The following is a 24,434-nucleotide window of genomic DNA, read 5'->3' on the forward strand; positions in this document are numbered from 1 at the left end:
TCCTCCCCAGCCACCGCAAGGCCCGCACTATAACCGTAGGTCATGGAAGAATCGCGGTCACCGGCCAGGTCTGAGATTTCCATCCATGGGCACTAAGCGGCCCGATGCGATTGCGAGACAGTCACTCCGATGGCAATGGCTTGGCATACGCTCCTGGTAGCCAACGGACCCCGACATGCCTGCGCAACCCACCGAAACTCATCGCACCGACCGCAGCGGTTGGCTGCGTGCAGCCGTGCTCGGTGCCAACGACGGCATCGTCTCGATCGCCGGGCTGGTGGTCGGGGTGGCCAGCGCAGGCGCTTCTGCCTCGGTGGTCCTGGCGACCGGCATTGCCGGAACCGTGGCCGGTGCGATGTCGATGGCAGCGGGCGAGTATGTCTCGGTGCAGTCGCAGGTCGACACCGAACACGCCGACCTGGCGACCGAGCGCCGCGAACTGAAGGACTTTCCCGAAAGCGAACTGGACGAGTTGGCTGCCATCTATTGCCAGCGCGGCCTCGACCCCACGCTGGCACGCCGTGTCGCAGAACAGCTCACCGCTCACGACGCCCTGCAAGCCCATGCACGCGACGAGCTGGGCATCACCGAAACGGCGCGCGCCCGTCCGCTGCAGGCCGCAGCAACGTCGGCGGCAGCATTCATTGCCGGCGCGGTCCTGCCGGTGTTTGCCGCTCTGCTTGCACCGGCCGGCGGGCAAATCTGGGCAACGGGCGCGGCGACGCTGGCCGGACTGACCTTCACCGGCGCACTGGCGGCGCGCGCCGGTGGCGCACGCATGTGGCGCGGCGCGCTGCGGGTGGTGTTCTGGGGTGCGGCGGCGATGCTTGCCACCGGCCTGGTCGGCAGCTTGTTCGGCGTGCAGGTCTAAAGCGCGGCAGGCCTAGAGCGTGATGGGCCGTGAGGCGAGTCCGCAGCGGCCGATCCCTTGACGGCGCCCGGCAAGTGGACCGATCGTCGCATCGCACCAGGAACTGCACCGAACTCCGCCAGCCTCCGCCGAGCATCGCTGACCGCGCGCGCCCGATGCAGACCAGCGTCGATCACGCCTGCGCGGGCGGCGCCGTCTCCAGGCCCAGCCAGCCGCCGACGATGCCGCGCAGTTCGTCCACGCCCTGGCGCGATTCGCCGGAGTAGGTCTGCACGGTCACGCTGTCGCCGAAGCGCGAGGTCACTTCCTTCTTGACCTTCTGCAGGGTCTGCATCTGCTGGCCACGGCCGAGCTTGTCGGCCTTGGTCAGCAATCCGTGCGCGGGCAGGCCGCGTTCGGCGGCATAACCGAGCATCTGCAGGTCGTAATCCTTGAGCGGATGGCGGATGTCCATCACCACCACCAGCCCGCGCAGCGCCTCGCGGGTGCGGAAATAGCGGTCGATGAAGGCCTGCCAGTGCGCCTGCAGGTCCTGCGGCACCTTGGCGTAGCCGTAACCGGGCAGATCCACCAGATAGCGCTCGGGCTGGATCTGAAAGAACACCAGCTGCTGGGTGCGGCCAGGGGTCTTGGACACCCGGGCCAGCGCGTTCTGGCGGGTCAGCGCATTGAGCGCGCTGGATTTTCCGGCGTTTGAGCGGCCGGCGAAGGCGACCTCGTAGCCGCCGTCGTCCGGCAGTTGCCGGGCGTTGTGGGCGGACAGGTGGTAGCGGGCTTGTTCGATAAGGAGCGACATCCCCCTAGGATCGCACGTTCGGGCGTTGGCAGTTTTGCTGCACTGTTCGTTGACCCTGGCGCAAAGGCGTGTCGATAATCGAAGTACGCCTGCCACTGCCAGCACCCAACGCGCGCGGGCCGGGTCCATACGGAGCTTTAGCTGATGCGCCATGCTCGTGTGCTAGTTCTCACCGCCCTCGCCGTGCCGGTCATTGCCGCCGTGGCGTTTGCGCAATCGGCAGTCACGCCGATCCCCGATCCGCCTGCCGTGCGCGTTGCGCCGCTGGAGGTGGACCTGTCCAAGACCACCTGGGGCGATGCCAAGGCCGGCCAGACCAAGGCCGCCGCCTGCGCGGCCTGCCATGGCCCGGACGGCAATCCGGCGCTAGCCATGTACCCGCGCATCGCCGGCCAGACCGAGCGCTACGTGGCGCATCAGGTCGCCCTGATCGCCAGCGGCGAGCGCAATAGCGGCATGTCGGCGGTGATGGTGCCGTTCGTCAAGGACCTCACTGCGCAGGACATGCGCGACCTGGGTGCCTACTTCGCCACGCAGAAGTCTGCCGCCGGGGTGGCCGACGATGCCGTGGTCAACGAGGGGCCGTACCAGGGCATGAAGTTCTACGAGGTCGGCGAGAAGCTCTACCGCAGCGGCGATGTCGCACGCGGCCTGCCGGCCTGCATGGCCTGCCATGGGCCATCCGGCAGCGGCAATCCCGGTCCGGCGTATCCGCGCCTGGGCGGCCAGCATGCCGAGTACGTGGCGCGACGCCTGAAGGAATACCAGGCCGGTACCACCCAGGAGCGCAATCCGGCGCTGTTCAATATCATGGCGCAGGTGGCGCACCCGCTGACCGAGCAGGAGATCCAGGCGCTGGCCAGTTATCTGCAGGGTCTGCACAACCGCGCCGACGATGCCGCCGCCGCACAGGCACCGGCCACAACGCCGGCGCGCTCATGAGTTGACCGCCGCCACGGCCCCACCGCGTCACGACGCCGGTCCCGCGACCGGCGTCGTCGTTTCCCGCTCTCCCTCTCGCATCCCCTACGGAGCCTGCATGAATCTGTTTTCCCGCTTGTCCTTGCTGTTGTTGATCGTGGTACCGCTGGCGGCCTGTGCCGCCGACAAGAAGGCGGTGCCGGTCGAGGGCGAGGACTACACCCTCATCGAGGGCGGCCAGCCCTACGCGCCGCTGGCCGGCAAGGTGGAAGTGACCGAGATGTTCGGCTACACCTGCCCGCACTGCGCGCATTTCGAGCCGGTGCTGGAAGCCTGGGCGGCCAAGCAGCCGGCCTATGTGCGCTTCACCCCGGTGCCGGCGGCATTCGGCGGATTCTGGGATGCGTTCGCACGCGCCTACTTCGCCGCCGACATGCTGGGCGTGGCCAAGCGCAGCCATCGCGCGATGTTCGAGGCGATCCACGAAAAGCAGACCGTACCGACCCAGAACGTGGCCCCGGAAGAGCTGGCAGCGTTCTACGCCAACTACGGCATTGCGCCGCAGCGCTTCATCGATACGCTCAAGAGTCCGGCGGTGGAGGCCAAGCTCGATGCCTCGCGCGCCTTCGCCAAACGCAGCAAGATCCCCGGCACCCCGGCCATCATCATCAACGGGCGCTATCTGATCGGCGCGCGCAATTACCCGGACATGCTGCGCGTGGCCGACTATCTGATCGCGCGCGAGCACGCCGCACCTGCCAAGCCCTGAACTGCGTAACCGCCACCGACGGCGGCCCGTGGCATCATGCGCCCCGCGGCCGCCCGGCCCTTTCCTCGCCCCACGCTGGAGATCCAACCCGATGAAGACCCGCTTCGCCCTGACGCTGATGGCGCTGCTGCCGATCCTGGTCGCCTGCAAGGCCCAGGACGGCTCGTCCGACACCGCGCCGGCCGCCACCACGCCGGCTGCCGGTGCCGCATCCGCGCCTGCCGCGTCCACGCCGGCCGCCGATCCGGCTGCACCGCCTGCAGTTGGCGAAAGCGCCACCACGCCGCCGCCGGCCGCCGCGCCCAGCGCCGCCCCGCGCGCACCGAATGGCCCGGAGCCGGTCGCCGGCACCGATTATCTGGATATCGAAGGTGGCCAGCCATACCAGCAGGCCGCCGGCAAGATCGAAGTGGCCGAGGTGTTCGGCTACGTGTGCCCCGCCTGCAACGCGTTCCAGCCGCTGATCGGCCCGTGGAAGGCCGGCTTGCCGTCGGACGTGCATTTCGTCTACGTGCCGGCGATGTTCGGTGGCCCGTGGGACGACTACGGCCGCGCGTTCTATGCTGCCGAAACGCTGGGCGTGCAGGAAAAGACCCACGAAGCGCTGTACAAGGCCATCCACGTCGACCAGACCCTCAAGGGCGAGCGCGGCAAGGATTCGGTGCAGGACATCGCTGCGTTCTACGCCAAGTACGGCGTAGACCAGAAGACCTTCATCGACACCATGAGCAGCTTCGGCGTGTCGGCCAAGACCAACCGCGCCAAGCAGTTCGCCCAGCGCAGCAATCTCACCGGCACTCCGTCGCTGATCGTCAACGGCAAGTACCTGGTCAAGGGCCAGAACTTCCCGGACATGCTGCGCATTGCCGATCACCTGATCGCGCGCGAACGCGCCACGCTGGCCAAGTGATCGCAGCGATCGCAGCCCCGTGAACGCGTCGGATTCGCGCACCCTGCGGGTGCTGACCGCCAATATCCAGGCCGGCTCCAGCACTCGCCGTTACAGCGATTACGTCACGCGCAGCTGGTCGCACGCGTTGCCGCTGGGCGCAAAGCGCACCAGCCTGGACAGCATCGCCAAGCTGGTAGGCGAACGCGACATCGTGGGGTTGCAGGAGGCCGACCCCGGCAGCCTGCGCTCGGGCTTCACCAACCAGACCCACTATCTGGCCGAGCGCGCCGGCTTCCATTACTGGAGCCACCAACCCAACCGCCGCATGGGCGGGGTGGCCTCCAGCGCCAATGGCCTGCTCAGCAAACTCGAACCGCTGGAAGTGCAGGATCACGCCCTGCCCGGTCGTATCGGCGGGCGCGGCATCCTGTTGGCCAAGTTCGGCGACGGGCGCGATGGCTTGGCGGTGGCGGTGGCGCATCTGTCGCTGGGTGCCAATTCGCGCATGGCGCAGTTGGCCTTCATCGCCGAGTTGTTGTCCGATCATCCCAACGCGATGTTGATGGGCGACTTCAACTGCGTAGCTGACCGGCCGGAAATGCAGGCCTTGTACCGCCACACGCGCCTGCAACCGCCAAGTTGCGTCGTACACACCTTTCCGAGCTGGCGTCCCGAGCGGGCGATCGACCATATCCTGGTCAGCGACAGTCTGGTGATCGAACATACCGAAGCGATTCCTGCGGCATTTTCCGATCATCTGGCAGTCGGCATGGATATCCGCGTTCCGCTGCAGTTGCTGCGCTAGCGCACGTAAAGTGCCGACGGGTTCGCACTGGCGAACTCGACCGACGACACCCCCTAGACGCCGCCTGTGCGATAACACAGGCGGTTTTTCGTTGGGAGCACGTCACGTGATACGCATCATATGAGTGCGTCGGTATGAGTGCAGTCGAACCGCAGCCGTTGCCGGTGCGCACCTTGCGGCCGGTGTTCTTGCTGGCGGCGACGGTGGTGTGCACATTCGCCTTGCTGGTTGCGCTGTTTCCGCTGGATGCAGGGCGTGTGCTGCTGGATGCGCAGACCTGGGCCTCGCACAACGTCGGCTGGTACTACCTGCTGGCGATGACGGTGTATCTGGTGTTCGTGCTGGGCGTGGCCTTGTCCAGCTACGGCAACATCAAACTCGGCGCCGATCACGACGAACCGGAATTCAGCTATCTGTCCTGGGCCGGCATGTTGTTCGCTGCGGGCATCAGCATCACGCTGTTCTTCTTCTGCGTCTCCGAACCGCTCACCCATTATCTGCAACCGCCGCAAGGCGGCACCGGCAGCGGCGAAGCCTCCGCACGGCAGGCGATGCAGCTGTTGTTCCTGCATTGGGGCCTGCATGGCTGGGGCGTATTCGCACTGGCCGCAATGGCGCTGGCGTACTTCGCCTTTCGTCACAACCTACCGCTGGCCTTGCGCTCGGCGTTGTATCCGCTGATCGGCAAGCGCATCAACGGCCCGATCGGCTACACCGTGGATGCGCTGGGCATCGTGGCGACGGTGTTCGGCATCGGTGCGGACATGGGCTTTGGCGTGCTGCATCTCAACGCCGGGTTGAGCACCTTGTTCGATGTGCCGCATACGCACTGGGTGCAGGTCGCATTGATCGTGGCGATGATGGGCGCGGCGATCGTGGTGGCGGTCTCCGGCGTGGAAAAAGGCGTGCGCTGGATGTCGGACATCAACATGCTGCTGGCGATCGCGCTGCTGCTGTTCATGCTGTTCGCCGGCCCCACGCAGTATCTGCTCAACGCATTGATGCAGAACCTGGGCGACTACCTGGGCAGCGTGGTAAACAAGAGTTTCGATGTGTACGCCTACGGTGGCCGCAGCGACTGGCTCGGCAACTGGACGGTGTTCTACTGGGCGTGGTGGATCGGCTGGGCGCCGTTCGTGGGCCTGTTCATCGCACGCATTTCGCGTGGCCGCACCATCCGCGAGTTCGTGCTCGGCGTGTTGCTGATCCCGCTCGGCTTCACCCTGGCGTGGCTGTCGATCTTCGGCAACAGCGCGCTGGACCAGTTGCTGCATCACGGCCAAGGCGCGCTGGCGCAACAGGCCATCGATGCGCCGCAGACGGTGCTGTATTCGCTATTGCAGAGCTACCCGTGGAGCCGCACGGTGATCACGGTGACGGTGGCGATCAGCTTTGTGTTCTTCGTGACCTCGGCCGACTCGGGCACGGTGGTGCTGTCCACGCTGTCCTCGCACGGCGGCGAGCCGCATGACGATGGCCCGCGCTGGTTGCGGGTGTTCTGGGGCGTACTCACTGCGGTGGTGACCGCCGGTTTGTTGCTGGCCGGCAACATGGATGCGCTGAAATCGGCGGTGGTACTGGCATCGCTGCCGTTTTCTGCGGTATTGCTGCTGATGGCATGGGGGTTGTCGCGCGCCCTCAGCGAAGAGTCGCAGCGCAAGCGTGCGCAGCTCTACAGCCCCAGTCCGTTGATCGGGCAATCGCGGCATCACCGTGGTTGGCGTCAGCGTCTGGGCCAGGCGATGCATTTCCCGGCACGCGACGAGGTCTACCGTTTCATGCACGACCAGGTGCGGCCGGCGATCGAAGCGGTCACCGCGCAGCTGCAGGAAGAAGGCTGGCAGGCCGGCAGCCGGCTGGACGACGACGACATGGAAATCAGCGTCGATCACGGCGAGCAGCAGGGCTTCCGCTACCAGGTGGTGATGCGCGGCTACCTCACGCCGTCATTCGCCGCGCAGCGCCTGCGCAACGAACGTTATTACCGCGCCGAAGTGTATCTGTACGAAGGCAGCCAGGACTACGACCTGGTGGGATACAGCCGCGAACAGATCATCAACGACATCATCGATCAATACGAGCGCCACCTGCAGTTTTTGCATCTCACTCGCTGAGGTGCCGTCGCTGCGGCGTGCGCTCCACAGGAGGTTTGTCATGCCACGTTTCCCCGACCAGTTGCTGTATATCGGCGGCCGTTATGTTCCCGCCCGCGGCGGCCACACCTTCGAAGTGGTCAACCCTGCTACCGGCGAAGTGCTGGCCAATGTGCACAACGCCGGCGCCGACGATCTGGATGCCGCCGTCGATAGCGCCAAGGCCGGCCAACAGCAGTGGGCGGCACTGACCACGGTGGAACGCTCGCGCATCCTGCTGCGCGCGGTGGCGTTGCTGCGCGAGCGCAACGACGCGCTGGCCGAACTGGAAACGCTCAACACCGGCAAGCCGCTGAGCGAAACCCGCAGCGTGGATATCGTCACCGGTGCGGATGTGCTGGAGTACTACGCCGGGGTGGCGCAGGCGCTGCAGGGCGTGCAGGTGCCATTGCGCGAGGGCAGCTTCTTCTATACACGGCACGAACCGCTGGGCGTGGTCGGCGCGATCGGTGCGTGGAATTACCCCATCCAGATTGCGTTGTGGAAGGCCGCACCGGCATTGGCCGCCGGCAACGCGATGATCTTCAAGCCCAGCGAAGTGACCCCGCTCACTGCACTCAAGCTGGCGGAACTCTTTACCGAAGCCGGCCTGCCTGATGGCGTGTTCAACGTGCTGCCCGGCGATGGCGCCAGCGTGGGCACTGCGCTGACCGAACACCCGCAGATCGAAAAGATCAGTTTCACCGGCGGCACCGCGACCGGGCGCAAGGTGATGGCCAGCGCGTCCAGTTCGTCGTTGAAAGACGTGACCATGGAACTGGGCGGCAAGTCGCCGCTGATCGTCTGCGCCGATGCCGATCTGGATCTGGCGGCCGACATCGCGATGATGGCCAATTTCTACAGCTCCGGGCAGGTCTGCACCAATGGCACCCGCGTGTTCGTGCCGCGCGCATTGCGCACTGCCTTCGAAGCGCGGCTGCTGGCACGCGTGCAACGCATCCATATCGGCGACCCGCTCGACGAACGCACCACCTTCGGCCCGATGGTCAGCGCCGCGCACATGCAGCGCGTGCTGGACTACATCGAACAGGGCAAGGCCGAAGGTGCACGCCTGCTCTGCGGCGGCGAGCGGCTACGCGATGGCGCGCTGGCACAGGGCTGCTATGTCGCACCGACCATCTTCAGCGACTGCACCGACGTGATGACCATCGTGCGCGAAGAGATCTTCGGACCGGTGCTGAGCCTGCTCACCTACGACGACGAAGACGAAGCGATCGCACGCGCCAATGCCACCACTTACGGCCTGGCCGCAGGGGTGGTGACGCCGGATCTGGCGCGCGCGCACCGGCTGATCCATCGCCTGGAAGCAGGTATCTGCTGGATCAACACCTGGGGCGAATCGCCGGCACCGATGCCGGTGGGTGGCTACAAGCAATCCGGCGTGGGTCGCGAGAACGGGCTGGCGACATTGCAGGCCTATACGCGTACCAAGTCTGTCCAGGTCGAACTGGAACGCTATGCGTCGGTGTTTTGAGTGACTGACGAAAGTTAGCAAGTAGCCGCCAGCAACATCGGCGGCATGCAGAAGTCGCAGTGCGGTCAGTGCGGTCGTTTCGATCACACGCATCGCCAGCCCACTGCGCAATCGTTTTAGACGTCGCTTCACACCGACACCGCAACAGGAGCACAGCATGCAACGCGAATACGACTACATCATCATCGGCGCAGGTTCCGCAGGCAACGTACTGGCCGCGCGCCTGACCGAAGATCCGGGCGTCACCGTGTTGCTGCTGGAAGCCGGCGGGCCGGATTACCGGCTGGATTTCCGCACCCAGATGCCGGCCGCGCTGGCGTTTCCGTTGCAGGGCCGCCGCTACAACTGGGCCTACGAGACCGAGCCGGAGCCGCATATGGACAACCGGCGCATGGAATGCGGGCGCGGCAAGGGCCTGGGCGGTTCGTCGCTGATCAACGGCATGTGCTACATCCGCGGCAATGCGCTGGATTTCGATCATTGGGCCAAGCGCCCGGGCCTGGAGGACTGGAGCTACCGCGATGTGCTGCCGTACTTCCGCAAGGCCGAGACGCGCGACATCGGCGCCAATGACTATCACGGCGGCGAAGGCCCGGTGAGCGTGGCCACGCCGAAGAACGACAACAACGTGCTGTTCCACGCCATGGTCGAGGCCGGTGTGCAGGCCGGCTACCCGCGCACCGACGATCTCAATGGCTATCAGCAGGAGGGCTTCGGGCCGATGGACCGCACGGTGACGCCGCAGGGCCGGCGCGCAAGCACCGCGCGCGGCTATCTGGACATGGCCAAGCCGCGCGATGGCCTGCATATCGTCACCCACGCCACCACCGACCGCATCCTGTTTGCCGGCAAGCGCGCGATTGGCGTGCATTATCTGGTCGGCAACAGCAGCGATGGGATCGATGCGATGGCACGCCGCGAAGTGCTGGTGTGCGCTGGCGCGATTGCCTCACCGCAGCTGTTGCAGCGCTCCGGTGTCGGTGCGCCCGATCTGCTGCGCGCACTCGACGTGCAACTGGTCCACGACCTGCCCGGCGTCGGCCAGAACCTGCAGGATCATCTTGAGGTCTACATCCAGTACGCCTGCACCAAGCCGGTGTCGTTGTACCCGGCACTGCAATGGTGGAACCAACCCGCGATTGGCGCCGAGTGGCTGTTTTCCGGCACCGGCACCGGCGCCAGCAATCAGTTCGAAGCCGGCGGTTTTATCCGCACGCGCGACGAGTTCGACTGGCCCAACATCCAGTACCACTTCCTGCCGGTGGCGATCAATTACAACGGCAGCAATGCGGTGAAGGAACATGGGTTTCAGGCGCATGTGGGCTCGATGCGCACGCCCAGCCGCGGGCGCGTACATGCCAAATCGCGCGACCCGCGCCAGCACCCGTCCATCCTCTTCAACTACCAGTCCACCGATCAGGACTGGCAGGAGTTTCGCGATGCGATCCGCATCACGCGCGAGATCATCGCGCAGCCCGCGCTCGATGCTTACCGCGGGCGCGAGATCAGCCCCAGCGCCGATTGCAAGACCGACGCCGAGTTGGACGCATTCGTGCGTTCGCGTGCGGAAACCGCGTATCACCCGTCGTGCTCGTGTGCGATGGGCACCGATGACATGGCCGTGGTGGATGGACAAGGCCGCGTGCATGGCATGGAAGGCCTGCGTGTCATCGACGCCTCGATCATGCCGCGCATCATCACCGGCAACCTCAATGCCACCACCATCATGATTGCCGAGAAGATCGCCGACCGGATGCGGGGACGGACTCCGTTGCCGCGCAGCACGGCCGATTACTACATCGCCGGCGATGCGCCGGTGCGCCGATAACGATCGGCCACGAGTGAGGCCGACGGATGCGCGACGCACTGATGCGTCGCGCATCCGCCACAGCCCATTGCAAGGCGCTGCGTCAGCGTCGAAAGATGCGCCAGCCATTACGTGCCAATCACGATGCTGCGCCCGCGACAGCGGCCGTCGCGCGGCGCCATCGCCCACACGCGTGGGATATGCTTCGCGCATGAACTCGGACATCCACCCGGAAGCCGCCATCGCACCCGGCTATATGGCCAACCATGCCGCGCGCGTTTTCAATCGCAGTGTCGACGCACGGCTGCGCGAGCACGGGCTGACGCTTGCGTTGATTGGGCCGTTGCTCCTGCTGTCGTGGAAAGGCCCCATGCTGCAGCGGGATCTGGTGCGCGACTCCGCAGTGAAGCAGCCTGCGATGGCCGCGCTGCTGGACAAGCTCGAAGCAATGGCGCTGATTGCGCGCGATTCCAGCAGCATCGCCTTGCCAGACTATCGGCCGGTGGAGCCATGCTGAAGCAGGCGTTGTCGCCGGCTACGACACCCACTGCACGGCAACGCGTCGGTGATGCGCAGGCAACCGGCACCTGCGCATCACATGCCATCACCAGGCGCGCTGCGACGACGACACCTCCGCAGCGCTGCGGTTACCCAATCAGCCTGCATGGTTCTCGCTGAAGAGCCACGCAGCACCCGGCCGCCCTAGAACTTCAGATCCGCACGGACATACCAGAAGCGCCCGCCGGGGATGTCGTATGTGGAGGCGTCGTAGCCGTTGAGTGAGCACGACAGGCAGATCGGCGGGTCCTTGTCGAAGACGTTGTTCAAGCCGGCGTTGAGTTGCAGGCCCTTGAGCCAGGCGAAGCGGTACCCCACCTGCGCATCGTGATAGGTGATCGCATCCAGCCGGTTGGTGCCTTCGCTCGGGTTGGAGCACACCGCAAATTCCACCGCATCGCCGCACTGCTCGGTGAGCTTGGAGATGTGGCGCGCCGTCCACGATGCGGTCCAGTTGCCCAGCGACCAATCCAGCACGGCATTGCTGGTCCACTCGGGAATCGCACTGTCGACCACTTCGATGCCCGGCCCCTGCGGCTGCCGCTGCCCGGCCGCGCCCAGTGCTTCGTAACGGCCAACGAAGGTGTTCTGCCACGACAACTTGAAGCGGCCGAGCGCGCTTTCCGGCAGCGTCCAGAACAGGTCCACGTCCCAACCATCGGTCTTGATCGAGCCAAGATTGGTCAGGCGGTTGTTGAAGGCGTTGATGCCGCCGGTGGATGCGCGCCCGATGCCGTCGCAGTACAGCGCATCCAGCGTGTCCACGCACAGATCCAGCTGCGTCTGCGCATTGATGGCCTGGATCGCGCCATCGACATGATGGCGATAGAACGTCACTTCCATGTCCAGCCGGTCGGACCAGCTGGCGTTGCTGGCAAAGCCAGGACTGAACACAAAGCCGGCGCTGAAGCTGCGCGAACGCTCCGGATCCAGTTGCTCATTGCCGCCGGTGGTGACCGAGATCTGCTGGTTGGCCTGCTGGTAGCCACCCGGCACGCCCAGTGCGGCGCAGTTGGCCGCACTGCCGCGCGGCGCGGTGCCGCCCAGTCCGATCGAGCAAGGGTCGGATAGCTGCAAATCGGCGCGCGCGGCCGAACCGAACAACTCGCCGATGGTCGGCGCACGGAAGCCTTCGGCGTAGCTGGTACGCAACACCAACTCGTCGGTGACCTGCCAGCGCAGGCCGTACTTGGGCGTGAATTCACCGCCGAATGTGGAGTAATCCGAGTAGCGGCCGGCGATATTCAGATCGAGTTTGTCGCCCAACGACGAGTTGGCGAAGATCGGGATATTGAGTTCGAGATACGCCTCGTTGACGTCGTAGCTGCCGGAGGTCGGCAACGACGGCACGCCGTTGTAGCGGCCGGCCACGGTGAGCGGATCGGGTTGATACGCGCCTTCGTACTTACGGTATTCGTAGCCGCTGGCAAACGACACCGCGCCGCCCGGCAGCTGGAACAATTCGCTGCTGAGGTTGGCGGTGAACAGGCTCAATTCGTTCTGGCTGCGATCGCGCACCACCGGCTGGATCCAGCGCAACATGTCCGGCGTGATGCTGCCCGCACCACTGAAGATATCCAGCGGCACGCAGCCGGCCACCGCCGCGCACGCGGCCGGGTCGCCCAACGCCAGATTGATGTTGAACAGGTTGTAGCTGCCGTAGTTGGTCTGCTCGGCCTTGTTCTTGCTGTACATGCCGTTGACGTCCCAATACCAGGTGCGCGCGGCCGCTTCGAAGGTGCCCACCAAGCCGGTACCGAAATACTGCGTATCCACCTGCTGCTCGTAGCGACGCGGCCCGCCTTCCACCGGACGCCGGCCGATCTGGATCAGGTTGGTGGCCGAGTTCAGATCGAAGCCGAACGGATTGAACGGATTCAAGCCGGAAATCACGATGTTGTCGGCGAGCGGATTGCCGGTGCCGGCATCGGGGCCGAGAAAGATCGGCTCCGGCGCGGCCTGGTTGGTCGACTCGCGGCGATTGCCCAATGCCTTGACGTACCACTGCACGTCGTCGTTGAAGTAATAGCGGAATTGCGCAAACACGCCCTTGCGCTCGGATGGTGTCAGCAGCAGGTTCTGCTCGGCAAAGTTGTAGCGGTCTGCGGTGCCGAAGCAGTGGTAGTCGTCGCTGCGCGTGCATCCGGCGCTGCCGTCGTATTGCGGCGTGCCCACGCCGGCATTGGGCGTGAGGTTCTGGCGTGCGCCGGTCGTGGGATCGACGAACTGAAAGCGCCCATCCGGCGTGGCCGAGCTGCCGAAGGTCAGGCCGGTGCCCGGGATCGGAAAACGCGCCTGCGCACGGTCGCGCGCATAGATCGGATCCTGCTTGACGTAGCTGGCGCCCAGAAACAGGCTGAAATCCTCGCCACTGGTACCCCAGGCCAGGTCCACCCCCTGGTTGGCACCGTCGCCCTTGCCGTACTGACCATAGTTGAGCGTGACCTGCGCGCCGTCGAAGCTGCGCCGGGTGATGATGTTGACCACGCCGGCAATCGCGTCCGAGCCGTACAGCGACGAGGCACCGTCTTCGAGCACTTCGATGCGCTCGACGATCGCCAGCGGGATGGTGTTGAGGTCGGTCGACGAGCCCACACCCGAGGCGGACGACTCGTTGACCCAGCGGATGCCATCGACCAGCACCAGCACGCGCTTGGAGCCGAGGTGGCGCAGATCCACCTGCGCCGAGCCGGCGCCCACGCCGCCGCCATCGGGCGGAAAGCCGAAATTGCCGGACGAATTGAACTTGGCGTTGAGCGCCGAGCCGGAGGCGGTGAGCTCCTGCAGCACCTCGCCGATCGAGGTCAGGCCGGTACGCTCGATGTCGGCGCGATTGAGCGTCTGGATCGGCACCTGGCCTTGCAGCTCGGCAGTCCTGATGCGGGTGCCGGTGACTTGCACGCTATCGAGCGTGCGCGTACCGGGGGCGGCTTCGGGCTGTTGCGCCCAGGCCAGCGTGGGGATCAGACACAACGACAACTGCACGGCCAGGCATGACCGAGAAGGGCCAATCAGACGCTTCATCCTTTCTCTCTCCAGAAGGATTTTAAGTGTCCGCACGCCCCCGTGCCCTGCGGTCCGGCCCAAGTTGTAAACGAAACCTTAACGCATCGCAATCTGGCGGTGCAGCACTGCGATGCGCGTCGCAGTGCGTGGCGTAAGCGCCGATGCCCATCTCGATGCGCGAGCACATCGCCCAGACCACGCTCGCAGAGCGACAGCGAGAGGGTGCATGCTGGCAGGCGCGATGCGTGTTCACTCAAGTGCTCAGGCGTGCTTCGGTATAGTCGCGCGATGACTTATTTCCCGCGTCTTGCCACTGTTTTCGTCGGCCTGTTGTGCCTTGGCAGCACTGCGCTGCATGCGCAAAGCCTGGATCCGCAATTGACTGCCATGCGCGATGCGATCGCCGCCGCAGAGCGCGGCCAGTCCGATCCCGCCCAGTTCGCTGCATTGAGCCGCCATCCGCTATACGGCTGGTTGGAGTACGCCACGCTCAAGCGCAACATCGACAGCGTCTCCAACGCGCAGGCGCAGGGATTCTTGCAGCGCTACGCCGGCCAACCGGTAGCCGAGAGCTTCCGCAGTACCTGGTTGCCGGCGGTCGCACGCCGCCAGGACTGGACCACGTTGCTGGCCAACTGGAAGACCACCGACAACGTGGGTTTGCGCTGCGCGCAGCTGACCGCGCGCCAGGCCACCGGCAAGCTGGACGCACAGTGGAGCCGCGATGCGTTGACGTTGTGGCGTAACGGCAAGGCTCTGCCCGATGCCTGCGACCCGGTGGTGGCGGGGCTGGAGTCGCGCGGCGACCTCACCCCGGCACTGCGCTGGGAGCGGGTGGAAGCCGCTGCCGATGCGCAGCTGCCCGCAGTGATGCGTGCGGCGGCACGCGGCTTGCCGGCGGCCGATCTGGCACTGGCCACCGATTACGCCGCCTTTCTCGACAAGGTCCACCCGCGTGCACTGGGTTGGCCCAAGACCGAGCGCAGCCGTGGCATCGCAGTCGATGGCCTGGCCAAACTGGCCAAGAGCGACCCGGATGCCGCCGAGCAACAGCTGCCGCAGTTTGCGAGCGCACTCGGCTTCAGCGAGGCGCAGCGCGGCCAGGTGCTGTATCAGATCGCCTTGTGGACGGTGGCGTCCTACCTGCCGGATTCGGCGCGCAGGCTCAATGCAGTGCCCGATGCAGCGTACGACGAGCGCCTGCACGAATGGCGGGCGCGTGAGGCGATGTCGCGTGGCGATTGGCCGGCCGCGCTGGCCGCGATCCGCAAGATGCCAGCAACCCAGCGCAGCGATTCGCGCTGGCAGTATTTCGAAGCACGCCTTACCGAGAAGACCGGTTCGACAGCGGCCGCGCAACCGCTGTACCGCGCCGCCGCGCAGTCGCCCACCTTCCACGGCTTCCTGGCCGCCGACCGCCTGCAGCAACCGTATCGGCTGTGCCCGTGGGAGCCCAAGGACAGCCCGCAGGCCAAGGCCGCAGTGGCGCGCGACCCGGCACTGACCCGTGCGATTGCGTTGTTCCAGATCGATCGCCCCGGTTGGGCCGTGGCCGAATGGAACGATGCCGCCAGCCGCTTCGACGACACCCAGCGCCGCCTCGCGGTGGAAGTGGCTGGCGATAACGGCTGGTTCGACCGCGCGGTGTTTGCGCTCGGCAAGCAGCCCGACGAGCAACGGCTGTATTCGCTGCGTTTCCCGTTGCATCACGATGAAAGCATTCGCCGCGAAGCCGCCAAGAACGCCATCGACCCGGCCTGGGTTGCCGCGGAGATCCGCGCGGAAAGCATCTTCAATCCACGCGCACGCTCGCCTGCCAACGCGATGGGCCTGATGCAGGTCTTGCCGGGCACCGGCGCAGCGGTGGCCAAGGGCATCGCGCTCCCCGGCTATGCCGGCGCCGCCAGTCTGTACGAGCCGGACACCAACATCGCCATCGGCACCGCGTACCTGCGCCAGCTGCTCAACACCTATGGCCTGCCCTATCTCACCATCGCCGCCTACAACGCCGGCCCTGGCCCGACCGGCCGCTGGCAATCGCAGCGACCGAATTTCGAGCCGGACTTCTGGATCGAGACCATCAGCTACAAGGAAACCCGCGAGTACGTCGCGCGCGTGATGGCGTTCAGCGTGATCTACGACTGGCGCCTCAACGGCGACATGCTGCCGCTGAGTGATCGCCTGATGGGTAAGCTGGTCGACAAGCGCCTGAAACCGCTGTGCACGCCAGGCCAGGCGACCAATAACGCGGCGCAGGACTGAGCTCCGAGTCAACCGACGAGCACGCCGGGTGGATGAGCTAGTCGTGCTTGCGCGGTTGCACGTGTCTGTCTCGGTCTGGGGCACAAGCTACCTCCGAGACTCGTCTCTCGGCACTCTCTAGGGCTCTAGGGCTCTAGGGATTCAAGGCTTCGAGGCTTCAAGGCTTCGAGGCTTCAAGGCTTCAAGGCTTCAAGGCTTCAAGGCTTCAAGGCTTCAAGGCCAAGCAAGATATCGCCTCGTTGCGTCGTTTAGCTGCAGTCGAAGGCTCGGGCCGTCGAGGGCGCGGTGCCCTCACCGCTTGCGGGACACGCCGTACATCCGTCCATGCCGCCACACGGTCCCGCAACCGGCAAGGACACCGCACCAGGACACTTGCAGGTTGCTTTGTTGAAAGCCCGCCTGTTGCTCTGCACGTCTTGGCAAGCTGATTGGGCGCGCCGTTACCCGAACAACGGGGGTGATGCATTGCCTGCACCATGCATACCGACCATCTCGACTGGCCCTTGGCCGCCCACCGTCGCGGCACCTCATTGCTGCATTAGAGCATCCAGGGACGGATTCACGGCGTGTCCCGCGATGGTGGACGGCCAAGGGTCCGGCAGCCAGGCCGTAGATCAGTCGCGCTACGACCCGCGCACCGCATCGGGCATCATGTCGCCATGAAGATCTATCTCGTTGGCGGCGCAGTCCGCGATGCCCTGCTTGGTCAGCCCGCCGGCGACCGCGACTGGGTGGTGGTCGGCGCCGATCAGGCGCAGATGGAAAGCCTGGGCTTCAAACCGGTGGGGAAAGATTTCCCGGTATTCCTGCATCCGCGTAGCGGCGAAGAGTATGCGTTGGCGCGTACCGAGCGAAAATCGGGGCGCGGTTATCGTGGCTTTGTGGTGGATGCCGATCCCTCGGTAACGCTGGAAGAAGACCTGCTGCGCCGCGACTTCACCATCAACGCGATTGCGCGCGACGAAGACACGGGCGAGTTGTTCGATCCTTACGGCGGCGCACGCGATCTGCAGGCACGCGTGCTGCGGCATGTCGGCCCGGCGTTTGTCGAAGACCCGGTGCGCGTCCTGCGTGCGGCGCGCTTCATGGCACGGCTGGCACCACTCGGCTTCAGCATTGCGCCGGAGACGGCCGCACTGATGCGCGAAATGGCCGCCAGCGGCGAGCTGGACAGCCTGGTGCCCGAACGCGTCTGGCAGGAGTTGCGCCGCGTATTGCAGAGTGCACAACCTTCGGCATTCCTGCGTACGCTGCACGACACCGATGCGCTGCGCGTCATCCTGCCGGAAATCGACGCGCTGTATGGCGTGCCGCAACGTCGCGCGTTTCATCCGGAAGTGGACACCGGCATTCACCAGGAAATGGTCAGCGACATGGCCGCGCGGCTGGCGCCCGGCGACGCACTGGTCGGCTTTGCCGCATTGACCCACGACCTGGGCAAGGCGCTTACACCGCAGGAACAATGGCCACGCCATGTGATGCACGAGCAACGCGGTGTCGCACCAGTGCAGGCATTGTGCGAACGCCTCAAGGTGCCGCAGGATTATCGCCAGCTCGCCATCACCGCCTGCCGCGAACACTTGAACGTGCATCGCCTGGCCGAACTGCGTGACCGCACCGTGCACGACGTGCTGGTGCGCTGCGATGCGTTTCGCCGGCCCGAGCGCATCGCACAACTCGCCCTGGTCTGCGAAGCCGACAAGCGTGGCCGCTTGGGCAGCGAGGATGCACCCTACCCGCAGGCCGAAGAACTCAAGCGTCTGCATGCCGCCGCGATGGCGATCAATGCACGCGACCTGGCAGCCGACGGCCTGCAAGGGCCGCAAATCGGCGAAGCATTGGCCAAGGCGCGGATTGCCGCGATTGCGGATGCGCGAAAGGGCGGCGCATAAGCAAGAGTGCACATCGTTGCCCAGGCGCAACCGTGGTGGGCGCGTGCTGCGCCAAGGCGTGCAGCAACGGTCAAACCGGGCCAAAGGCGGTCGTCATCGCAACCGATGCAACCTGCCCGCCATGACGGCCGGAGCGGCTGCACGAACGCAGCCGCCCGGCGATGCATCACAACTTGAAGTTCAGACTCAGCATGAAGGAACGGCCGTTCTTGTAGATGTAGTACGGCTGATCTTTATTGCCGATGTAGCTGTAATAGGTTTCGTCCAGCAGATTGGTGGCTTCCAGCGCCACGCGCAGGCGTTCGGTGGCCTGGTAGCCGAACGACGCATCGACCTGGGTAAAGGCATCGGTCATCTGCTGGCCGTTGAGCCGGCCGATCTGGGTAAAGTATTCCGAACGCCAACCCAGATTCACCCGCGCGCTCCATTTGCCCTGCTCGTAATACGGGCTGATGTTGTAGGCGTTGCGCGAGTTGTACGGCAGGCTGTAGTCGCCGTCGGTCTTGGAATCGGAATACGTGTAGTTGGCCACCACGCCGAATCCGTTACCGAAGTTGTGCTGCAGATTCACCGCCACACCGCGCACCTTGGCATCGCCGGCATTGGTCGGCACCGAGGTCTGATAGGTGCTGGAGCCGCCGGTGGCGTTGTTGAAGAACACCCGGTCCTGCACGGTGGTCAGGATGTAGTTGGAGATATCGCGCGAGAAGAACTCGCCGCTGAGCAGACTGCTGTCGGAGAAATACCATTCCAGCGATGCACCCAGGTTGGTCGACTCGTACGGCATCAAACCCGGGTTGCCGGAAGAGGCGGTCAAGGTGGTGTCGTCGGTGGCCACGTACGGGGTCATGTTGGTGTAGCGCGGCCGCGCGATGACCTTGGACGCGGCAAAACGCAGCATCAGATCGTCGCGCAGGTCGTAGGCGATATTGAAGGACGGCAGCCACTTGCCGTAACTGCTGAGGAAATTGACCGGCGTATAGCCGCCACCCGGTGCATAGCTGTAGCCGTCGGTGGAATCACGCGAATGCACATAGCGCACGCCGATGTTGCCGCGATAGCGCTCGCCGGAGAAATTGCCTTGCAGGAACCAGGCTCGGTTCTGTTCTTCGATGCTGTAGTTGCCGGCGTAGCTGATCGGCAGCCCGCCGTCGCCTTCCAGGCCGCTGATGTACCGGCTGATCGCGCCGCTGTTGATGGTCGACCAGCGCTGCATATCGGCACTGGTCGATAAACCGTTGAGATAATCCGATGGCGTGGTGCCCGGCGAGAACGCCGCCAGCGTACTGCCGTCGTTCGGCGCCCAGGTACGGCTGTAGGCCGATTGCCCGGTGGCGTGGTTGGTGAGCTTGATGCCGGTCAGGATCTGCGTGAACGGCCCCCACTCCACTGCATGATCGAAGTCCAGCTGCAGATAGCGCTCCTTGTCGTACTGCGGGCTATGGCTGGCCGACGCGTTGTTGAGCTGCATCGCGGCCGCATTGGTGGGGTCGGTGCTGTAGTCCATGCCGGTGCGGCGGCCGTCGATGTTGTAGCTGTAGCCGGCAAGATTGCGGAACTGGATGCCGTAGATGCGCTCTGCACCGCCTTGCGAGCTGGTGTAGCCCACCTGGCTCGACGCATTCCAGCCATCGCCATGCCAATCGGCACGCAGATGGATGCTGCCGGTGGTGACGTCGCTGTTGCGCAGGTAACCGTCAAGGAACGTGGTGGATTGATCGCCGAACGTGCCCGAGGTGGCTACCCCGTTCTCGAAGCCCAATGCCTGTGCGTCGCCGGGATTGGAGCCCCAATAGCCGTAGCGGCTCTGATTGTAGTTGTCGAAGCTTTCCTTGACGTACAGGCCGGTCAGATTGAGCTCGAAGTCGGCATCCGGTTTCCATTGCAGCGCTGCGCTGACGCCATCGCGCTTGCGCGTCTGTTGAAACAGCGCCGTATTGATCGAGGTGGGAAACACACCGGTGTTGTTGCCGACCACTGCCGGCGGGAAGCCGGCATCTTGCACGTCGTCATAGCCGAAAATTTCCACGCCATCCCGACGCAGCACGCGCTGCGAATGCATCACCGAGGTGAGCACGCCAAACGTCTCGTCCTGATTCTTCCAGCTGTACAGCGCCGATGCGTTCGGCTTGCCGTCTGCGGAACGATCGTTGTATCCGTAGCTCACCGTGCCGGTCAGCGTGTTGCGGTCCAGCTCCAGCGGCTTGCGCGTGTGCACGATCACGGTGCCGCCGATCGAGCCTTCATCGATCCGCGCCTCCGGGGTCTTGTAGACCTCCATCAAGCCGACCACTTCCGGCGCCAGCGTGCTGTAGTTGAACGAGCGGCTGTCCGGATCGTTGGGATCGCCGCCCCAACTGGTGGAGGCGATGGTCTGGCCGTTGAGCAGCACGCGATTGAGCGCCGGGTCGGTGCCGAGAATACTGACCTTCTCGCCCTCGCCGAATTGCCGATCCACCGTGATGCCGGACAGCCGCGACAGCGATTCGGCAACATTGGTATCCGGGAACTTGCCGATGTCTTCGGCACTGATTGCATCGACGATGGCATCGGCGTTGCGCTTGACATTGAGCGCCTTGCCGAGACTGGCCTGATAGCCCACCACCTTGACTTCATCCAGCGTGGAAACGGATGGATCGGTTTGCGCAGGCGTTTGCGCTTGCGTGGGTGCAGCCTGCTCCTGCGCAAACGCCGGTAGCGTTGTCGCACCCACAAGGGCCACACCACCGATCAGCAGACCGCGTACCGCAGCACTCAGCGGCGAGCGACGCAGCGCATGCGGATGACGCGACAGGTGATGGGACAACTCGAACACACGGGGAGACGGCATGACGTGGACCTCTTGGTGATGTCTGGTAGCAACCCTGCGGTTGCACAACGACGCGCGATGCGCGTGCCATGCCCGCGATCCGTCCCCTGTACCGGATGCGAGCGAGGTCCCGCACGACCGTAACGGCATGCGGGACCAGCCAACCCGATCAACGATCGGGCGGCAACTATGCTTCGTGAACTCGGACGTAAGCTCCTGCACGCTGACAACGTTATCGGCGAAGGTGCCTCCCGCACGCTGCGCTGTCAACACATCGCCGAATCGAGCCAGTGCGGATGCTGCACGATGCACGCCATGCAGACGCAAGGATCCCCGGGTGTCGGCCACTGGATTTTTTCTGTGGCGCATGCAGACCACTGCGTGTCGCGGCCTGATGGCACAAGGCTGTGCAGCCGGATGATGCGATGCACCGTGTTTTATGGGCGCAAATGTGCATCGTCGGCCCATGCCTTATCCACACCGACGCTTTTGCGAGGCACCCATGTTCAGTCCGTGACTGCGGAATGCGCCATCTCTGCGATGCAGTCGGCTACCTCCACCACACAACGTGCGATGCACTGTCGAGCGCAGAACCTTCGTTCGCATCGACATGGCGCGCATCGGCTTGCACACCCGTACGCCATCACGCGAAACAACGCGCCTACTTCACGCCCGCGCACGCCTGCGTCCGCAACCACTGCGCTGCCGCCTCGATCGCATCGGCTTGCGGGTCAAGCACCGCATCCGGTTGCAGTGCGCCATCGATGCGATGCCCGCTGCGGTCCTGCGTGTAGCTGCCGGCAATGGCCAGCAGACCGCCACCCGGCAGTTCCACAGAACGATTGCCGGTGGTCTGGCCGGAAGTTGGCTGACCAAAACTTCGCGTGCTGGCACGGCCACGGAACGAGATCGCCACCATCTCGCCTGCGCTTGCGGTCCTGGGACCAACCAGGACGGCGACCGGGCGATCCGTCTGCAGGCTACCCGGCGAAGCGCTCGACCGCGCTACCGACCGAGCTTGCCACGGCGACTGCTTGCCTGACGCATCGACGAAGCTGCCGAGCACTGCATCGCCCAACAACGCGTGCAAGCCATTGATCATCGGCCACATGGTGCCTCCGCGGTTGTGGCGCAGATCGACGACCCAGCCGCAGGTGGCCTGCGCCGCAACATGCTCCAGCGCTGTCGTGAGCGATGTTTCATAAGCGCGAACGACCTCTCCGGAGGAAGTCACCAGGCCTGGGAGGTCGAGATAGGCAATCCCGGATGACAGCAGGCGTGTCTGCGTGGCGGGCAGCTCGCGCTGGGCAACAGCTTCCAGGCCACGTCGCCTGGAAGGACGCATCAGGAAACTATGGCCGTCATCGAGCTGGGCGATCAGCGCCTCGATAGCAGCATACGCATCGGCCTCGCGCATGCCTGCTGCCTGCGTACGCAGCTGCGGCTCACGCGTGGCCCAATCGATGCGGGCACTGTGCAGCGCTTGATCCCGGATCGCGGGGATGGCGATATCCAGGATCGCGCTGGCCGATGCGGCATCGACGATTGGCTGGACGGTCAGGCGCAACTGGCTGACATCCAGCATTCCATCGCCTCGCAGCACCACACCGATGAACACCTTCTGCGCTTCAATCGGCACCTGCAGCGCAATGGAGCGGCTTGCACGCGTCGTGCCGCTGACCGGATCGGTTTGCGAGCTTTCAAACGCCAGGCGTTTGCCATGCGCATCATCGGCGCGCATCCATAGCGTGGCGCCCTGCGATGCATTGGAGGTTGCCAATACGCCGGACAACAGCAACGACTGGCCCCGCAAAGACACAGTGTCCAGTTGTGCGGAGGCAGCACCGAACGGTGCAGTGCGCGCGGCAATTGCGGTCAGACGCAATTGCGCACCTTCACTGGACTGCACGTCGCCTTGCACCGCAGTCAGTTGGTAATCAGCTCCACCGGCAGCCGCGTACCAGCTTGGAATCGCTGCCATCGCATGCATACTGCACAACAGACTCAGCACCAGCCACCACCGCATCCGTGCGTATTTCATCCGTTACTCGTCAAAATCTAAGGTCAGACGCCACTCTAGCAGTCATTGCATACGCTGTAAGGCCGTGCGCGAGCTGCGATATCCAGCCCCGCCGGAGGTGGCAACTGGTGGCAACGCGGCTGCAGATCGCGCGCAACAGCTGCGGTGGTCGTGCAGCACATCCCGCGGCGCGCGGTCATCGCTCCCGCTTGGCGGGAGCGCGTTCGGTCTGAGCGATACGCTTAGGCGCGCTGCCCGGCCACCCAGGTGGCAAGCACCTGTACATCGGCATCCACCAGCACCAGATCGGCCTGATACCCCGGCGCGATCCGGCCAAGGCGCTCACCCAAGCCAATGCACTGCGCCGGATATGTCGATGCCATGCGTGCGGCTTCGGCCAGATCCACGCCCAGCCACTGCACGCTGTTACGCACGGCCGTGGCCATGTCCAGCGCCGAGCCGGCCAACGCGCCGTCGGCATTACGCACCACGCCGTCGATGGCAGTGATGGTTTCGCCGTACAGATCGAAACTGGGACTGTCGGCGCCGACCATCGGCATGGCGTCGGTGACCAGCAGCACCGTGCCACGCGGTTTGGCGGCCAGCGTCAGGCGCAGGCTGGCCGGATGCACATGCACGCCATCGACGATGATGCCGCACCACACGTTGGCATCTTCCAGCGCGGCGCCCACCGCATTGGGCTCGCGCCCTGCCAGTTGCGACATCGCGTTGTAGAGATGGGTGAAGCCGCTGACGCCGGCGGCGATGCCGTCGCGCGCCTGCGCGTAGGTTGCGGCGGTGTGGCCGGCAAAGACAATCGCGCCGCCGGCGACGAAGGCGCGGATATCGTCCAGCGGCACGCGCTCGGGCGCGAGCGTGATCAAGGTGACGCCGTTGTCCAGCGAGGTATCGACCGCAATCTCGTGCGCGTTCGGCAGGCGGAACTTCTGCGCGTCGTGCGTCCCCTTGCGGGCCGGACTCAGGTACGGGCCTTCCAGATGGATGCCGAGTATCCCGGGCACGCCTTGCGCGATCGCCTGCCGCGTGGCGTCGATGGCCTCGGCCATGACCTCGGCGGTGTCGCTGATCAGCGTCGGCAGCATGCCGGTGGTGCCGAAGCGACGATGCGCAGCAGCAATGGTGGCCAGCGCCTGCGGGTCGCGTGCGTTGTTGAACAACACGCCGCCACCGCCATTGACCTGGATGTCGATGAAGCCCGGCAACAACGTCGCCCCGCCCAGATCCACACGCGTAGGCGCCTGCGCAACGCGCGCATCGTCAGCCGGCACGACCGCCTGGATCTGCGCGCCGGCCAGCAGGACGACCCATCCATCCTGCAGGCCATCGTCGGTCAGCACGCGTGCATTGCACAGCGCTTGAAGCGGGGAAGCATCCATGT

15 protein-coding genes and 1 pseudogene are annotated in these 24,434 nt (G+C 65.1%); 11 read left to right on the forward strand and 5 right to left on the reverse strand.

All coding sequences use genetic code 11. The features are described from left to right. Positions 1-175: 175 nt before the first annotated feature. Positions 176-871 carry a VIT family protein gene (locus GGR62_RS09700; protein ID WP_184407690.1) on the forward strand — a complete coding sequence of 232 codons (696 nt, stop codon included), beginning with the start codon at positions 176-178 and terminating at the stop codon, positions 869-871. Between the two features lie 172 nt (positions 872-1,043). On the opposite strand, the gene yihA is transcribed toward GGR62_RS09700, so the two are convergent. After that, positions 1,044-1,667 (reverse strand): ribosome biogenesis GTP-binding protein YihA/YsxC, encoded by a 624-nt coding sequence (gene yihA, locus GGR62_RS09705; RefSeq protein WP_184407691.1) that lies wholly within the window; start codon positions 1,665-1,667, stop codon positions 1,044-1,046. Positions 1,668-1,811: 144 nt separating this feature from the next. Here yihA and GGR62_RS09710 point away from each other — a divergent pair, with 144 nt between their 5' ends. The 8 genes and pseudogenes from GGR62_RS09710 to GGR62_RS09745 all read left to right on the forward strand — a co-directional run. Beyond that, positions 1,812-2,609, forward strand: coding sequence for a c-type cytochrome (locus GGR62_RS09710; RefSeq protein WP_184407692.1), 798 nt, complete (start codon positions 1,812-1,814; stop codon positions 2,607-2,609). Positions 2,610-2,706: 97 nt separating this feature from the next. Next, a complete protein-coding gene (locus GGR62_RS09715) occupies positions 2,707-3,357 on the forward strand; it encodes a thiol:disulfide interchange protein DsbA/DsbL (protein ID WP_184407693.1) in 651 nt (216 codons plus the stop codon). A gap of 91 nt (positions 3,358-3,448) precedes the next feature. Continuing rightward, positions 3,449-4,267 (forward strand): thiol:disulfide interchange protein DsbA/DsbL, encoded by an 819-nt coding sequence (locus GGR62_RS09720; protein WP_184407694.1) that lies wholly within the window; start codon positions 3,449-3,451, stop codon positions 4,265-4,267. Between the two features lie 49 nt (positions 4,268-4,316). Next, positions 4,317-5,054: an endonuclease/exonuclease/phosphatase family protein gene (locus GGR62_RS09725; protein ID WP_184407764.1), complete on the forward strand. Its 738-nt coding sequence runs from the start codon at positions 4,317-4,319 to the stop codon at positions 5,052-5,054. Between the two features lie 134 nt (positions 5,055-5,188). After that, positions 5,189-7,168, forward strand: a complete 1,980-nt coding sequence (betT, locus tag GGR62_RS09730; protein WP_184407695.1) for a choline BCCT transporter BetT — start codon at positions 5,189-5,191, stop codon at positions 7,166-7,168. A gap of 40 nt (positions 7,169-7,208) precedes the next feature. Further along, complete coding sequence (gene betB, locus GGR62_RS09735) at positions 7,209-8,681, forward strand: betaine-aldehyde dehydrogenase (RefSeq protein WP_184407696.1); 1,473 nt, start codon at positions 7,209-7,211, stop codon at positions 8,679-8,681. Between the two features lie 157 nt (positions 8,682-8,838). Then, a complete protein-coding gene (gene betA / locus GGR62_RS09740) occupies positions 8,839-10,509 on the forward strand; it encodes a choline dehydrogenase (protein ID WP_184407697.1) in 1,671 nt (556 codons plus the stop codon). A 190-nt stretch (positions 10,510-10,699) separates the two neighbouring features. Next, a pseudogene (locus GGR62_RS09745) lies at positions 10,700-10,954 on the forward strand (MarR family transcriptional regulator); the annotation flags it as partial. Positions 10,955-11,190: 236 nt separating this feature from the next. On the opposite strand, the gene GGR62_RS09750 reads toward GGR62_RS09745, so the two are convergent. After that, a complete protein-coding gene (locus tag GGR62_RS09750) occupies positions 11,191-14,070 on the reverse strand; it encodes a TonB-dependent receptor (RefSeq protein ID WP_184407698.1) in 2,880 nt (959 codons plus the stop codon). A gap of 270 nt (positions 14,071-14,340) precedes the next feature. On the opposite strand from GGR62_RS09750, the gene GGR62_RS09755 reads away from it, so the two are divergent. Together GGR62_RS09755 and GGR62_RS09760 are read left to right on the forward strand one after the other, a co-directional pair. Beyond that, positions 14,341-16,314, forward strand: coding sequence for a transglycosylase SLT domain-containing protein (locus GGR62_RS09755; RefSeq protein WP_184407699.1), 1,974 nt, complete (start codon positions 14,341-14,343; stop codon positions 16,312-16,314). A 659-nt stretch (positions 16,315-16,973) separates the two neighbouring features. Then, positions 16,974-18,206 carry a multifunctional CCA addition/repair protein gene (locus GGR62_RS09760; protein WP_184407700.1) on the forward strand — a complete coding sequence of 411 codons (1,233 nt, stop codon included), beginning with the start codon at positions 16,974-16,976 and terminating at the stop codon, positions 18,204-18,206. 166 nt (positions 18,207-18,372) lie between these two features. On the opposite strand, the gene GGR62_RS09765 is transcribed toward GGR62_RS09760, so the two are convergent. The 3 genes from GGR62_RS09765 to nagA all read right to left on the reverse strand — a co-directional run bounded on the left by GGR62_RS09765 (position 18,373) and on the right by nagA (position 24,432). Further along, a complete protein-coding gene (locus GGR62_RS09765) occupies positions 18,373-21,036 on the reverse strand; it encodes a TonB-dependent receptor (RefSeq protein WP_184407701.1) in 2,664 nt (887 codons plus the stop codon). Positions 21,037-21,676: 640 nt separating this feature from the next. Beyond that, positions 21,677-23,056 carry a S41 family peptidase gene (locus GGR62_RS09770; RefSeq protein WP_184407702.1) on the reverse strand — a complete coding sequence of 460 codons (1,380 nt, stop codon included), beginning with the start codon at positions 23,054-23,056 and terminating at the stop codon, positions 21,677-21,679. 221 nt (positions 23,057-23,277) lie between these two features. Then, positions 23,278-24,432 (reverse strand): N-acetylglucosamine-6-phosphate deacetylase, encoded by a 1,155-nt coding sequence (gene nagA, locus GGR62_RS09775; protein ID WP_184407703.1) that lies wholly within the window; start codon positions 24,430-24,432, stop codon positions 23,278-23,280. Between the last annotated feature and the right edge of the window lie 2 nt (positions 24,433-24,434).

Source organism: Xanthomonas sp. 3075, assembly GCF_014197275.1.
Taxonomy (GTDB): domain Bacteria; phylum Pseudomonadota; class Gammaproteobacteria; order Xanthomonadales; family Xanthomonadaceae; genus Xanthomonas; species Xanthomonas campestris_B.